Origin of the sequence: Mesorhizobium sp. 113-3-3 (assembly GCF_016756495.1) — a bacterium.
GTDB lineage: Bacteria > Pseudomonadota > Alphaproteobacteria > Rhizobiales > Rhizobiaceae > Mesorhizobium.
Genome location: NZ_AP023243.1, coordinates 64648 through 79340, shown reverse-complemented (window position 1 = coordinate 79340; position 14693 = coordinate 64648). Strand labels below are relative to the sequence as shown.

Annotated in this window: 14 protein-coding genes; 5 read left to right on the top strand and 9 right to left on the bottom strand. The window is 62.6% G+C overall.

Annotation, left to right across the window (positions count from 1 at the left end):
- The first annotated feature begins 95 nt into the window (after window positions 1-95).
- The 3 genes from JG746_RS00385 (at window position 96) to JG746_RS00375 (ending at window position 2094) form a co-directional block, all read left to right on the top strand.
- A complete protein-coding gene (locus tag JG746_RS00385; protein WP_202356378.1) occupies window positions 96-1013 on the top strand; it encodes a class I SAM-dependent DNA methyltransferase in 918 nt (305 codons plus the stop codon).
- Window positions 992-1501 (top strand): hypothetical protein, encoded by a 510-nt coding sequence (locus tag JG746_RS00380; RefSeq protein ID WP_244730622.1) that lies wholly within the window; start codon window positions 992-994, stop codon window positions 1499-1501. The genes JG746_RS00385 and JG746_RS00380 overlap by 22 nt, the downstream gene beginning before the upstream one ends.
- Window positions 1502-1566: 65 nt before the next feature.
- Window positions 1567-2094: an AAA family ATPase gene (locus JG746_RS00375; RefSeq protein ID WP_202356377.1), complete on the top strand. Its 528-nt coding sequence runs from the start codon at window positions 1567-1569 to the stop codon at window positions 2092-2094.
- A 9-nt stretch (window positions 2095-2103) separates the two neighbouring features.
- Here the strand turns inward: JG746_RS00375 and JG746_RS00370 are convergent, their stop codons facing one another.
- The 7 genes from JG746_RS00370 to JG746_RS00340 all read right to left on the bottom strand — a co-directional run bounded on the left by JG746_RS00370 (window position 2104) and on the right by JG746_RS00340 (window position 11572).
- Window positions 2104-3045 (bottom strand): 2-hydroxyacid dehydrogenase, encoded by a 942-nt coding sequence (locus JG746_RS00370; RefSeq protein WP_202356376.1) that lies wholly within the window; start codon window positions 3043-3045, stop codon window positions 2104-2106.
- Window positions 3046-3074: 29 nt separating this feature from the next.
- Window positions 3075-4706: an ABC transporter ATP-binding protein gene (locus tag JG746_RS00365; RefSeq protein WP_202356375.1), complete on the bottom strand. Its 1632-nt coding sequence runs from the start codon at window positions 4704-4706 to the stop codon at window positions 3075-3077.
- Entirely contained in the window at window positions 4703-5848 is a 1146-nt protein-coding gene (locus tag JG746_RS00360) for an ABC transporter permease (protein WP_202356374.1), read from the bottom strand. The genes JG746_RS00365 and JG746_RS00360 overlap by 4 nt, the downstream gene beginning before the upstream one ends.
- Entirely contained in the window at window positions 5848-6942 is a 1095-nt protein-coding gene (locus JG746_RS00355) for a microcin C ABC transporter permease YejB (protein WP_202356373.1), read from the bottom strand. The genes JG746_RS00360 and JG746_RS00355 overlap by 1 nt, the downstream gene beginning before the upstream one ends.
- A 30-nt stretch (window positions 6943-6972) precedes the next feature.
- The gene (locus tag JG746_RS00350; protein WP_202356372.1) at window positions 6973-8841 is read right to left on the bottom strand and encodes an extracellular solute-binding protein; all 1869 of its coding nucleotides are present in this window, start codon (window positions 8839-8841) and stop codon (window positions 6973-6975) included.
- Window positions 8842-8870: 29 nt separating this feature from the next.
- Window positions 8871-10748, bottom strand: coding sequence for an extracellular solute-binding protein (locus JG746_RS00345; RefSeq protein ID WP_202356371.1), 1878 nt, complete (start codon window positions 10746-10748; stop codon window positions 8871-8873).
- 167 nt (window positions 10749-10915) lie between these two features.
- Entirely contained in the window at window positions 10916-11572 is a 657-nt protein-coding gene (locus tag JG746_RS00340; RefSeq protein ID WP_202356370.1) for a c-type cytochrome, read from the bottom strand.
- A gap of 193 nt (window positions 11573-11765) precedes the next feature.
- Here JG746_RS00340 and JG746_RS00335 point away from each other — a divergent pair, with 193 nt between their 5' ends.
- Window positions 11766-12494 carry a 3-deoxy-manno-octulosonate cytidylyltransferase gene (locus tag JG746_RS00335; protein ID WP_202356369.1) on the top strand — a complete coding sequence of 243 codons (729 nt, stop codon included), beginning with the start codon at window positions 11766-11768 and terminating at the stop codon, window positions 12492-12494.
- 39 nt (window positions 12495-12533) lie between these two features.
- Window positions 12534-13397 (top strand): prephenate dehydratase, encoded by an 864-nt coding sequence (locus tag JG746_RS00330; protein ID WP_202356368.1) that lies wholly within the window; start codon window positions 12534-12536, stop codon window positions 13395-13397.
- Here the strand turns inward: JG746_RS00330 and JG746_RS00325 are convergent.
- Both JG746_RS00325 and nudC read right to left on the bottom strand, forming a co-directional pair.
- A complete protein-coding gene (locus JG746_RS00325) occupies window positions 13394-13699 on the bottom strand; it encodes a Dabb family protein (protein WP_202356367.1) in 306 nt (101 codons plus the stop codon). The genes JG746_RS00330 and JG746_RS00325 overlap by 4 nt on opposite strands.
- A gap of 27 nt (window positions 13700-13726) precedes the next feature.
- Window positions 13727-14671 carry an NAD(+) diphosphatase gene (gene nudC, locus JG746_RS00320; RefSeq protein WP_202356366.1) on the bottom strand — a complete coding sequence of 315 codons (945 nt, stop codon included), beginning with the start codon at window positions 14669-14671 and terminating at the stop codon, window positions 13727-13729.
- Between the last annotated feature and the right edge of the window lie 22 nt (window positions 14672-14693).

The window sequence follows — 14693 nt, the reverse complement described above, 5'->3', positions numbered from 1 at the left end:
ACTCTCCTGGGCAAAGGACGCGCAATTCGGTTCAGCTTCCGCATCCTTTGCTCTACAGAGGTGGCGGTCCGGCCTCCGCCGGCGGAACCATCATCATGAAGCCGCTCCAGACCTCATCAGGCGATTTGAACGCCGATCGCCGTGCCGACTATGCCGAGATGCTCGTTGCCTCCGGCGATCACACGGCGGCGGCCGAGCTGCTGCTCGGCGCATTGGAGCTGGCGCCGGAATGGGCAATGGGCTGGTTCCGCCTCGGCGAAATTCAGGAGGCTTCCGGCAGGCTCGACCTGGCGGCGCAGGCCTGGGCGATGTCGGTGAAACTCGATCCGGCCGATCGCCAGGGCGCGGCCCTCAAACTGCAGCTGATCGGCAAGGGTGCGGTTGCCGCAGCCCCACCCAGCGCCTTTGTCGAAGCGCTGTTCGACCACTATGCCGAGACGTTCGAGGAGATGCTGGTCGGCAAGCTCGATTACCGGTTGCCCGAATTCCTCGAGCACATGATTCGCAAGGCAAAGCCGGGCCGCTTCCGCCTGGCGCTCGATCTGGGCTGCGGCACCGGGCTGATGGGCGAGAGGTTGAGGCCGATTGTCGACCGGCTGGAAGGGGTCGATATCTCGGCCAGGATGCTGAAGAAGGCACGGTCGAAAGGCATCTACGACACGCTGACAAAAGCGGATCTGCAGCGATTTTCCCACCAAGGCGAAAAGCCCGATCTGGTGACATCGGCCGATGTCCTGATCTACATCGGCGCGCTCGACGGCCTGGTGGGCACGGTGGCTGGCCTGCTCGCCGAGGGTGGCCTGTTTGCCTTCTCCGTCGAGACCCTGGCGGGCGAAGGTGATTTCGCGCTGCAGACCTCGCGGCGTTACGCCCATTCGGAATTCTATGTCAGGCGGACACTCGAGGCCAAAGGGCTTACGATCCTGGCGCTGGAGCCGACCACCATCCGGCAGGATCGCCGCGAGCCTGTCAAAGGGCTGGGCGTTGTGGCGTGGAAGCCTCACGCCGTTTGAAGCGTGTGCAGGATCATCTTGCGGTAGTGCTGCCACGGCCTGCTGCGAAAAAGTCCGATTTGCGTGCGCCACTGATATTTGCGATCTGGTCGCATCAGGGCGGGACAGGAGGAGGAGCATATCGGATGCGCTGGAACATGATGATCTTGGCATCTTGCCTGGCAACGGCCGGCTGCGTCGGCAATTCGATGTCCGAGCGGCAGGACGCCAACGTAGAATCCTCCCTGCAATACGACACCGTGCCGTGCGATCAGTTGCTGGCGCAGCGCAATGGCCTGGCGCAGCAATACAGCCTTCCGGTGACCGCGAAGCCGACCTTCTCCAATCCCGCCATGGGTTTCGGTCCGTTCACGCCCGACATGCGCTCCAAGGCCAAGCGCGACAGCGACAAGGCGGCGGGCGAGATCGACGCCATGAACCGGTCGATCGCGCGCCGCGACTGCGGCAAGCCGGACAATCAGAAGAAGAAATTCGCTTTGCCCAGTTGAGGACACGCTATAGGTCGGCAATTCGTCGTGGACGGCGTTCTGCATCCGCATAAGGGCACTGTCGGATGAAACTCTCGGACCTTGGCGACCGCATCTGCATCCTGGGGCCGTCCAACAGCGGCAAGTCGACGCTCGCCGACGCGATTGCCCGCAAGCGTGGCCTGGAGCCCGTTCACCTCGATCTGCTTCATCATCTGCCCAACACCGACTGGCAGCCGCGTCCAAAGGCCGATTTCATCGCCTTGCATGATGCCGCGATCGCCGGCGAGCGCTGGGTGATGGACGGAAATTACTCGATCTGCATGCCGCAACGTTTCCGGCGGGCGACGGGAGTGATCCTGCTGGACATCTCCACGCCGGCAAGCTTGCTGCGTTACTTCAGGCGAAGCTGGTTCGAGAAGAACAGACGCGGAGCCCTGGAGGGCGGGCGCGACAGCGTCAAATGGGACATGATCCACCATATTGCCGTGACCACGCCGAAGAACCGCCGGAGATACCAGGCGATGTTCGACGAGCTCGACCTGCCGAAGCTGCAGCTGTCCACGGTGCAAGCAATCAAGCAACGCTTCCGGCAGTGGGATCTGGCCAGATAGTATTCCTGGTCAGTATCCGGCCTTGCGATCCACCAGATTCTCGAGCTTTTCGCCACGCTCGAAAGCGTCCATCTGGCGCAGCATCGACGGCACCAGGTGCATGGGATCCGAGGTCGCGGCCGCGTGCGGCGTCACGAACACTTTCGGATGGTTCCACAGCGGGCTGGTCTTCGGCAGGGGCTCGACCTCGAACACGTCGAGGCTCGCCTCCTTCAGCGTGCCGTCGTCCAGCGCCCGCACGATGTCGGCATCCTTCTGCAGGCGGCCGCGTCCGGCATTGATCAGCACCGAACCGCCGAGGCCGTTGCGCTTGCGCAATTCCTTGAGCACACCGTAATTGATGATGCCTTGCGTGTCCGGCGTCAGCGGCAGAAGCACGACGAGGATGTCGGTCGCCTTGAGGAAGGGGATCAACCCGGCTTCGCTGGAATAGGTCGCCACCCCTTGCATCGGCCGCTCGGAGCGCGACCAGCCATTGACCGCGAAGCCGAGCGACAAGAGCACCGAAGCCGCGGCGCGGCCGAGATTGCCGAGGCCCATAATGCCGACGGATATGTCGCCGGCCGGCCGCTGCTGCGGCTCGTGCCAGATCTTTTTCTGCTGCTGCTGCCGGTAGAGCAGGCCCTGGCGATGATGATCGAGCACCCGCCAGACGACATATTCGGTCATGTATTGCGTGAGGTTGTCGGCGACGACCTTGACGATCGGCACGTCGGGCAGGCCGGGATCGGCGAAGATATGGTCGACACCGGCGCCGATCGAGAAGATGGCGCGCAGATTGGGCAGCGACGACAACAAATTGGGCTTCTGCTTCCACACCACCGCATAGGTGATCGACGGATCCTTGGCGCCGTCCGGCTCCAGCACCACCTCGCGCTCGGCCGACAGCAGCTCGCGCCAGCGCTGCGGATGAAAGCCGGTGACGGCAAGCAGGATGCGGCCTTTTTCCATCGCGGTTCGTCTAATCCCTCTTACGCAAATTACTCGCTGACGATGCCGACCGGCGCCGTCTCTATCTTGAAGGCGGCCGAGATCAGTGCCCGAGTATAGTCGGTTTGCGGATTTTCAAAAATCTGCTGGGAGGGGCCGGCTTCGACGATCTGGCCATTGCGCATGACGATGACGTCATTGGCAAGCGCCCGGATGACCTTGAGGTCATGGCTGATGAACAGATAAGCGAGGTCGTGCTTGGCCTGCAGATTGCGCAAGAGGTCGACGACCTGCGCCTGCACGCTCATGTCGAGCGCCGATGTCGGCTCGTCGAGCATGACGAAGCGCGGGTTGAGCACCATGGCGCGTGCGATCGCCACACGCTGGCGCTGGCCGCCGGAAAACTCGTGCGGATAGCGGTTGCGGGTCGCCGGATCGAGGCCGACCTCCTTCAGCACGTCGGCAACCTTGTCGTCGCGTTCATCGGGCGACAGCTTCGGCTCGTGGATCTTTAGTCCTTCCTCGATGATCTCGGCGATCGACATGCGCGGGCTGAGCGAACCGAACGGATCCTGGAAGACGATCTGCAATTCGCGCCGGAGCGGCCGCATGGCGTTGAAGGTGAGCTGGTTGATGTCGCGGCCGTTGAACTGGATGGTTCCCGTCGACGAGATCATGCGCGCCAGCGCCAGGCCGAGCGTCGTCTTGCCGGAACCGGACTCGCCGACCACGCCCAGCGTCTGGCCGGCGCGCACGGTGACATCGATGCCGTCGACCGCCTTCACATGGTCGACCGTGCGGCGGAAGAAGCCTTGCTTGATCGGGAACCAGACCTTGATGTCCTTGCCGGTCATGACCGGCTTGGCGTCGGCGTTGGCGGCCGGCGGCTTGCCTTTCGGTTCGGCCGCCAGCAGATGCCGCGTATAGGGGTGCTGCGGGTTGGCGAAGATCTCCCTGGTCGGTCCGGTCTCGACGATCTTGCCCTTGGTCATCACGCAGACCCGGTCGGCGATCTTGCGCACGATGCCCAGATCATGGGTGATGAACAGCATCGACATGCCCTTGCGGCTCTTGAGGCCCGCCAGCAGTTCGAGGATCTGCGCCTGCACGGTGACGTCGAGGGCCGTCGTCGGCTCGTCGGCGATCAACAGTTCCGGTTCGTTGGCGAGCGCCATGGCGATCATGACGCGCTGGCGCTGGCCGCCGGACAGCTGGTGCGGATAGGCATCGAGCCGCTTCTGCGGGTCGCGGATGCCGACCTCGTTGAGCAGCGCCAGCGTGCGCGCCTTGGCCGCGCGGTCGGCCATGCCCTGATGCAGCTTCAGGATCTCGACGATCTGATGCTCGATCGTGTGCAGCGGATTGAGCGAGGTCATCGGCTCCTGGAAGATCATGGTGATCTTGTTGCCGCGCACCTGTCGCAACTGCTTCTCGCTCATCGCCAGCAGGTCGGCGCCCTCGAACAGGATTTTCCCGGAGGGATGGCTGGCGCTGGGGTAGGGCAGGAGTTTCAAAACTGACAGCGCGGAGACCGACTTGCCGGAGCCGGACTCGCCGACCAGCGCCACTGTCTCGCCCTTGGCGATATCGAAGGAGATGTGGTCGACGGCGACGGACTGGCCGCCGCCCTGGCTGAAGGCGACACTGAGGTCCTGGACGCTGAGCAAAGGCGCTTCGCTCATTTGAACGTCTTGCGCGGATCGAAGGCGTCGCGCGTCGCTTCGCCGACGAAGACCAGCAGCGACAGCATCAGCGAGATGACGACGAAGCCGGAAATGCCGAGCCACGGCGCATTGAGGTTGCGCTGCGCCTGCTTCAGCAATTCTCCGAGCGAGGCGGATCCCGGCGGCAGGCCGAAGCCCAGATAATCGAGCGAGGTCAGCGTCGAGATCGAACCCGAGAGCAGGAACGGCATGAAGGTCAATGTCGCCACCATGGCGTTGGGCAACAAATGCCGGAACATGATGGTGCGGTTGGGCACGCCGAGCGCGCGGGCGGCGTTGACATATTCGAAATTGCGGGCGCGCAGGAACTCGGCCCGCACCACGCCGACCAGCGCCACCCAGGAAAACAGCAGCATCAGCCCGAGCAGGATGAAGAAGCCCGGCGGCAGGATGGCGGCGACGATGAGCAGCAGATAGAGCACCGGGATCGCCGACCAGATTTCGATGAAGCGCTGGAACAGCAGGTCCGTCCAGCCGCCGAAATAGCCCTGCAAGGCGCCGGCGCCGACGCCGATCAGCGCTGAGCCGGCGGTCAGGATCAGCCCGAACAGCACCGAGATGCGGAAGCCGTAGATGACGCGCGCCAGCACATCGCGCGCCTGGTCGTCGGTGCCGAGCCAGTTCCAGTTGCCGACGATGCAGGCGGGATCGGCAGCCCCTTGCGGATACTGGTTGCAGCGCTTCGCGGCGTCATACTGCCAGGACGGCTTGGCGGGTGCCGCTTCCGGAATGGCGTTGTTGACGGTCTGATAGGAATAGCGGATCGGCGGCCAGATCATCCAGCCATTGGCGTTGATCTCGTCCTGGATCACCGGGTCGCGGTAATCGGTGACGGCATAGAAGCCGCCGAACTTTTCCTCGGGGTAGGCGACCAGCACCGGAAACAGGATCTCGCCCTTGTAGGAGGCGATGATCGGCTTGTCGTTGGCGATGAATTCGGCGAACAGCGACAGCACGAACAGGACGAGGAAAATCCACAACGACCAGTAGCCGCGCCTGTTGGCCTTGAAATTCTGCAGGCGGCGCTTGTTGAGCGGCGACAGGAATGGCCGCGGCATCCGCCCCGGAACCACGCCGGCAGTAACGCTTGCCTCCGACATCAGACGTCTCTCCGCTCGAAATCGATGCGCGGATCGACCCAGGTGTAGATGAGGTCGGACAGCAATCCGACGAACAGGCCGAGAAGCGAGAAGATGTAGAGATTGGCGAACACCACCGGATAGTCGCGCTCGACCACCGAGCGGAAGCCGAGCAGGCCGAGGCCATCGAGCGAAAAGATGTTCTCGATCAGCAGCGAGCCGGTGAAGAAGGCCGAGATGAAGGCGCCGGGGAAGCCGGCAATGACGATCAGCATGGCATTGCGGAAGACATGGCCGTAGAGCACCTGCCGCTCCGACAGGCCCTTGGCGCGCGCCGTCACCACATATTGCTTGCGGATTTCCTCCAGGAACGAGTTCTTGGTCAAAAGTGTCGTCGTGGCGAAGGCCGACAGCACCAGCGCCGTCAGCGGCAGGGTCATGTGCCAGAAATAGTCGGCGATCTTGGCCGGCCAGGACAACTGGTCCCAATTGTCCGAGACGATGCCGCGTAGCGGAAACCAGTCCCAGAAGGAGCCGCCCGCGAACAGCACCATCAGCATGATGCCGAACAGGAAGCCCGGAATGGCATAGCCGACGATGACGACGCCGCTGGTCCAGACGTCGAAAGGCGTGCCGTCCTTCACCGCCTTGCGGATGCCGAGCGGGATGGAAATCAGATAGGACAACAGCGTGATCCAGAGCCCGATCGAAATCGACACCGGCATCTTTTCCAGGATCAGGTCGAGCACCGAGATATCGCGGAAGTAGCTGTTGCCGAAATCGAACCTGATATAGTTCCACAGCATCATGCCGAAGCGCTCGAGCGGCGGCTTGTCGAAACCGAACTGCTTCTCCAGCTTCTTGATGAATTCCGGATCGAGGCCCTGCGCGCCGCGGTATTTCGAACTGACGTCGCCGGCGACGTCGAAATTGGAACCGCCCGCATCGCCGCCGCCACCGCCGAGGCGGTCGCTGCCGCCCTGATTGGTCAGCTTGGCGATCACCTGCTCGACCGGGCCGCCCGGCGCGAACTGGATGACGGCGAAGGAGATCGCCATGATGCCGAACAGGGTCGGGATCATCAAAAGGATGCGGCGCAGTATATAGGCGCCCATCAGGCTTCCTGCCTTCTGTGGACCGATATCTCAGCCTTTGCCAATTTTTGCCGCCTTGCCCTTATCGAACCACCACAGCGTCTCGACCGGAAAGCCGAAATCGGGCTTTTGCTCGACGAAGCCGAACATGTCCCAATAGGCGACGCGGTGATTCGCCAGATAGTATGTTGGAATCCAGTCTAGCCGCGCGCGCAAGACCCGGTCGAGCGCTCTGAGCGCGGTGACGAGGTCTGTTCGGCTGCGCGCCTTGCCGGCCGCGACGATCAGCGCGTCGATGGCCTTGCTTTGGGTGCCCGGATAATTGCGCTGCCCCGGCGTGTTCGCCATCCGCGAATCGTAGAGCATCTCCAGGCTATCGGCCGTGGGTGTTGCGCCGATCGACCAGTGCAGGAGGTTGAGGTCGAAATCGAAATCACTCTGCCGCTGTTCATATTGCGCCGAATCGACCTGCCGGATCGAAGCATCGATCCCGATCGCCTTCATGTTTTCGGACCACGGGGTGAAAATGCGAACGATGCCATCGTCCTCCGCCAGCATTTCCACCCGCAGCCTTTCGCCCTTGTCGTTGACGACGAAACTGCCCGTGCGTTTCCAGCCGGCTTCGGCAAGCAGTTTCGAAGCCGCGCTCAGCAGCTTGCGGTCATGACCTGAACCGTCCGAGAGAGGCAGCGTTACCGCTTCGCCAAAGACCTGTGGCGGCACATCGGCGCGTAATGGCTCCAGCAGGGCCAATTCCCCTGGCGAGGGCAGGCCCTCGGCCTTGTAGTCCGACCGTTCGAAGTTCGATTGCGAGCGCTCGTAAGAGCCGTAAAACAGCGCGCGCTTCATCCATTCGAAATCGAAGCAGTTAGCGATCGCCTGTCGCACGCGCTCATCGCGGAATTGCGGACGGCGCTGGTTCAGCGCGACGCCCTGCATGTCGGGCGTCTTCTCGCCGGGAAATTCCCGTTTGACGACCTTGCCCTCGTTCAACGCCGGAAAATCATATCCGGTCGCCCATACGCGCGAGGTGAATTCCTCGCGAAAATGCGTATCGCCTTTCTTGAAGGCCTCGAATGCCGCCTGCCGGTCGAGATAGAAGTCGATGCGGATGCGGTCGAAATTGTACTGGCCGCGATTCACCGGGAGATCGCGGCCCCAATAGTCGGCGACGCGCTCATATTCGACGGTCTGTCCGGCGACCACGCGTCCAATCTTGTAGGGCCCCGAGCCAAGCGGCGGTGTCATGGTCGAGGCATCGAACTCATTGGCCGCATAAAAGGCCTTGGACACGACCGGCATGCCCACGACCGCCAGGATGTTTTGCGCCGACTGTTCGCCATTGAAGGTCAGGTCAAGGGTGACGGGATCGGCCGCGACCGCGTCGGTCATGTGCCGCAATGCCTTGGAGAGGTTGGGGTGGCCCTTGTCCTTGTAGAGCTTCAACGCGAAGACAACGTCTTCGGCGGTCAGCGGCGAGCCGTCATGGAAGCGCGCCTGCGGCCGAAGCACGAAGCGGAAACCATTGCGGTCCGCCGACAAGGTGACGGACTCGGCCAGCAAGCCGTAGACCGCATCCGGTTCATCGAGCGCGCTTGTCATCAGGGAATCGAAACAGAGTTCGGCGCGCGGCGGCGCCTCCCCCTTCAACACCAGGAAATTCAGGGTGTTGAAGGTCAGGAAACTCTGGTTGAGGGTTGCGCTGGGCGGCGTGAAATTCATCTGGCCGCCCTTGGGCGCGTCCGGATTGACATAGTCGAAATGCGCAAAATCCGGTTTGTATTTGAGGTCGCCGAAGGCGGAGAGCCCATGCAATTTCACGCCGGTCGCAATGTCGGCGAAGGCTCGGCCCGGCAGCATGGCCGCGGCAGCGGCAGCGGCGCCGAGGGCGAGAAAATCGCGACGGGGCAGCATCGCCATCAATTGCCGCCCCATCAATTGCCGCCCCATCAATTGCCGCCCTTGTATTTGGCGGCCAGTGCCTTCTCCCTGTCGAGGTCAATCCACCAAGAATCGATATCGGCACCAACATAGGCAGGCTGCTTGTCGGGGAATTTGAACTTGTCCCAATAGGCCAACCAGACCGCCGACCGATAATACTGCGGCACGACGTAGAAGTTCCATAGAAGAACCCTGTCGAGCGCATGTGTGGCGGCAACGAGATCGTCGCGGTCGGTGGCGAAGATGATGCGGTCGACCAGCGCATCGACGATGGGATCCTTGATGCCCATCAGATTGCGCGAGCCGGGTGAGTCGGCGGCCTTCGAGCTCCAGAAGTCGCGCTGCTCGTTGCCAGGCGAATCCGACTGGCCGAACAGACCCGTGACAACATCGAAATCGAAGTTGTTGACGCGGTTGATGTACTGCGTCTGGTCGATGATACGCAGGGAAGCGTCGACGCCGATCTTGCGCAGATTGGCGATATAGGGACTGGCGATCACCTGATCGGTATCATTCCAGCCGAGGATCTCGAATTTGAACTGGGCGCCCGTCTTGGCGTTGACCATCTTGCCGCCTCTAATCACCCAGCCCGCCTTGGCGAAGAGATCGACCGCCTGTTTCAAGTACTTTCGCTCGGCTTGTGGCGAATCGTAGACCGGCAGCTTGAACTCCTGCGTGAAGAGTTCGGGTGGCAGCTTGTCGCGATATTTCTCGAGGATATCCAATTCTTTGCCTTGCGGCAGACCGCTCGACGCCAGTTCGGTACCCTGGAAATAGCTCGATGTGCGGGTGTTGAAACCGAAAAACAAGGTGCGATTCATGCTCTCGAAATCGAAGGGTATGGTCAATGCCTCGCGAACCAGCCGGTCCTGGAACAGCGGCCTTCGCTGGTTGAGGACAAAGCCCTGCATCGGCTGTGGCGACTGAGTCTGGAAGTCCTTCTTGATGACGTCACCGGCCTGGACGGCCGGGAAATTATAGGCCGTCGCCCATTTGCGGGAGCTGTACTCGCGGTTGATGTCTTCCAATCCTCCCTTGGTGAAGGCCAGCCAGGCGGCATTGTCGTCGAGGATGTAGGTGTATCGGCGCGTGTCGAAATTCTCGCGGCCGATCTTCACCGGCAGCTTGGCCGCCCAATAGTCCGGCACGCGCTGCCAGACGATTTCCGAGCCCGCCTTAAAGCTGGCGATCTTATAGGCCGCTGAACCCAGCGGAATTTCCAGCGTCGGCTTGGTGACGTCGCGCTTCTTGCCGCTGGCATCGGTGCCTTCCCACCAGTGTTTCGGCAGCACGGCGAGGTCTCCGATGATCTTCGGCAGTTCCCGATTGCCCTTCTGGTTGAAGTGGAATTCGACCTCGCGGCCGGAGATCGCTACCGCGTCAGTGACATTCTCGAAATAGCGGCTGTATTGCGGGCTGTTCGCCTTCAACACCTGGAACGACCAGATCACGTCGTCGACGGTGATCGGCTGGCCATCATGCCATTTCGCGCGTGGATCGAGACGGTAGGTCGCCGAGGAATAGTCGGCGGGATATTTGTAGGCATCGGCGATCAGCGGGTGGCTGGTGCTGCCCTCGTCCGTCGCCTGCTCCATCAGCGTATCGTAGAGCAGGCCACCGCCGAAGCCGACGAGGCCCGCCGCTGGCGATCCCTGCACGATGTAGGGATTGAAGCTGTCGAAGGTGCCAAGCAGCACAGAATTCAGCGTCCCGCCCTTGGGCGCGTTCGGGTTGACGTAGTCGTAATGCTGGAAGTTGTCGCCATATTTGGATTGGCCGATCAGCGATGAGGTGGTCCGCCACTCGTCGGCCAGGGTCGTCTGCAGTCCCGCCGCCAGAAGGGCCGCCGCCAGCAGCGACTTGAGAAGCGTTCGGCCAACCGTCATGCACTATCCTCTTCGCGATGCGTGCCAGATCATCCAGAAGGCGATCCTAGATGATTTGGCGCGCGTGGAAACCGCAATGCAGCGGCTTTGTCGCCGCATCCGGCATTTCCCAACAAAAAAGCCGGGCTGAACCCGGCTTTTCTATGAACGCTTTGATGACAATTCGGTTATTTGGCCGGCGCGGCTGGTGCTGCCGGAGCCGCGGGCGCGGCAGGCTTGGCCGGTGCGGCGCCATCAGCCGGCTTGGCGGGCGCGCTGGCGTCGGCTGCGGCGCCCGGTGCCGGCAGCGGCTTGGGATTGTCCGACAGCGTGCGCAGATAGGCGATGACGTTGGCGCGGTCCTCGTCCTTGGGCAGGCCGGCGAAGCCCATGGCCGTGCCCTTCACGAACTTCTTCGGCGAGGTGATGAAGTGGTTTATGTTGTCGTAGGTCCACTTCTCGGTGCCGCCCTTGGAGAATTCCTTCATGCCGGCCGAATAGGCGAAGCCTTCATGTTCGGCGACAGGACGATCGACGAGATCCCACAGGTCGGGGCCGACCTTGTTGGGGCCGCCCTTTTCGCCGGAATGGCAAGCCTGGCATTTCTTGAAGACGGCAGCACCCGCCTCGACATTGGCGGTCTGCAGCAGATCGGCGATCGGCTTGGATTCGGCGGCAGGCGCGGCCGCGCCGCCTTCGGCGGGCTCAGCAGCCTCGATGGCGAAACCGGGCTTTTCAGGAGCCGGCGAGGCAAACAGCGCGTCAGACACCAGGCCGACCGAGAAAACGACGAAAACGGTCCCGAGCAATCCGGCGAGCAGTTTGTTGACTTCGTTGGAATCCATACGCCCCTTGCTCCCTTTTCCGGCGGACCGAACCGTCCACTCCGTCCGTCGGTATCGAGACCTGCCCTCCAGAGCCGGTCAAATCGGGCGGAAACTAGGTCTTTTGCTCCGGCGTTGCAACACCTATAAGGGCGCTGCCAGTGAGACCTTTTGCCACTTTTCCCCTCCTCTTTTCGAACGCCTTGCCACAGCGATGTCCACCTTGATCCTGATACCGGCCCGCATGGCCTCCACCCGCCTGCCGGGCAAGCCGCTGGCCGACATCGCCGGCGCGCCGATGATCGTCCATGTCGCCCGCCGCGCGGCCGAAGCCGGCCTCGGTCGCGTGGTGGTGGCGACCGATACGCAAAGCGTCGCCGAAGCGGTGCGCACGCATGGTTTCGAGGCCGTGATGACGCGCATCGACCACGAGTCGGGTTCAGATCGCATCCACGAGGCCCTGGTTGCGCTTGATCCCGGGCGCAAGGTCGAAACGGTCGTCAATGTGCAGGGCGACCTGCCGACCATCGACCCCGGCATCATCGCCGCCGCGCTCAGGCCGTTCGAGGACGCCGCCGTGGATATCGCCACGCTCGGCGTCGAGATCGTGCGCGAAGAGGAAAAGACCAATTCCAACGTCGTCAAGATCGTCGGCTCGCCGCTGTCGGCGACGCGGCTGAAGGCGCTCTATTTCACGCGCGCCACAGCACCTTGGGGCGAGGGGCCGCTCTATCACCATGTCGGCCTCTACGCCTATCGCCGTGCCGCCCTCGAACGCTTCGTTGCGCTGAAACCGTCGCCGCTGGAGCGCCGCGAGCGGCTGGAGCAGCTGCGGGCGTTGGAAGCCGGCATGCGCATCGATGCCGAGATCGTCCGGGCGCTGCCGCTCGGCGTCGACACGCCGGAAGACCTCGAGCGCGCCCGGACAATCCTTTCGAACTGAAAAATCCCCCTTCGACACCCGTGAATCGAGACCTGGCCCATGCCTGAAAAGACCAACAGAATATCCTTCCAGGGCGAGCCGGGCGCCAATTCCGACACCGCCTGCCGCAACGTCTATCCCTCGATGGAGCCGTTGCCGTGCCCGACCTTCGAGGATGCCTTCAACGCGGTCGAGACCGGCAAGGCCGACCTCGCCATGATCCCGATCGAGAACACCATCGCCGGACGCGTCGCCGACATCCATCATCTTTTGCCGGAATCGCGGATGCACATCGTCGGCGAATATTTCCTGCCGATCCATTTCCAGTTGATGGTGCTGCCCGGCGTCAAGCGCGACGAGATAAAGACCGTGCACAGCCACATCCACGCGCTTGGCCAGTGCCGCAAATACATTCGCAAGAACGGCTGGAAGGCGGTCGTCGCCGGCGATACGGCGGGTGCGGCCAAGATGATCTCCGAGGTCAAGGATCGCACCATGGCCGCGCTGTCGCCGGCGCTGGCGGCGACGCTCTACGGGCTCGACATCATCGAGGAAAATGTCGAGGACACCGATTCCAACGTCACCCGTTTCGTCGTCCTGACCAAAAGCAAGCAATGGACCGAGCGCCCGTCAGCTGACACCAAGATGATGACCACCTTCATCTTCCGCGTCCGCAACGTGCCGGCTGCCCTCTACAAGGCGATGGGTGGCTTCGCCACCAACGGCATCAACATGACCAAGCTGGAGAGCTACCAGCTCGGCGCCTTCACGGCGACGCTGTTCTACGCCGACATCGAGGGCCATCCCGACGATCCGCTGGTCAAGCTGGCGCTGGACGAGCTTCGCTTCTTCTCCCGCGAAGTGCGGATCCTGGGCGTCTACCCGGCCAGCGAGTCGCGCGAGCAGTGGAAAGTGGCTGACTAAATCACCGCGCCGAGCGGCACATAGTCGATCTCGAGAAACTTCTCGACTTCCGGCACCCAGCGATCGCGCACGAAGGCGACATGGTCGGGATGGTCGTTGTATCTGGTGTAGGCGGCCTGGTCGGCAAACTCCATCGAGAAGCCGAACTGATAGTCGTTCTTGGGGCTGATCTGCCGCAATTGTTCGAAATGCGTGACGCCCCTGATCCCTGTGAGGATCTTCTTGGCGTCGACGAGGAAGCGCTTTTCCTCCAGCGAGTGCGGCGGGTGCTTCAGCGTGAAGACGACGGTGTGACGGATCATTTGTCTCTCCTGCAATGACTTCAGTAGCTATTCGCTGTCGACCCAGGCGCGGATGAGGTGATGCGCGATCGCCCCTTTCGGCGGCGTGACCAGATTGCCGGCATGCTCCCTGGCCAGCATCAGACGCACCTCGTCGCGGCCGAACCAGCGGCAGTCTTCCAACTCGTTGAGATCGGCCTGGATGTCCTCATTGAGCGGTTCGCCGAAGCAGCCGATCATCAGCGAATATGGGAACGGCCAGGGCTGGCTGGCATGGTAGACGACGCGGCCAAGCCGGATGCCGGCCTCCTCCAGCGTTTCGCGGCGCACAGCGGCCTCGATCGTCTCGCCCGGCTCGATGAAACCGGCAAGTGCGGAATACATGCCCGGCGCGAAGTGCCGGCCGCGCCCGAGCAGGCATTTCTCCCGCGTCGCCGTCAGCATGATCGCCACGGGGTCGGTGCGCGGGAAATGCTCGGTGCCGCAATTCGGGCAGTGGCGCTTGTAGCCGCCGGCCCGCATTTCGGACTGTGTGCCGCATTTGCTGCAGAAACGATGGCTGGCGTGCCAGGCGAGCAGGGCGGCCCCTTGCGCCATCGCGCCGGCGGCCGCTTCGTCGATCAGCCCTTGCATGTAGACCGAACGGTAGTCGATCGCCTTGACGGTCTCGGGCAGTTGTTCGGCCTCGATTGCGACCGGCATCGCCAGCACCGGCCCCTGTTCGGAAAAGCCGAGCAGCACAGCCCCGGCAAAGGACGGCTTGAACGGCTCGCTCCCGGCGGCATCGAACCAGGGATCGAGACTGCCGCTTGTTCCAAGCTTCAGGTGGAGCCGGCCGCCATTCATCAAAAGCAGCCGCGTCCTCGGATCCGCCAGCGCCCTTTCGACCGAATCGTCGGCGCGGTTCTCGGATTGCCGATCGATCGTGTTGCCGGCAAAGCCGACGAATTGGCTCGGCTCGCGCAAAGGCGCGTCAAACAGGCGGAAGCTCATACGGACTCTGATGCTTTGGGAT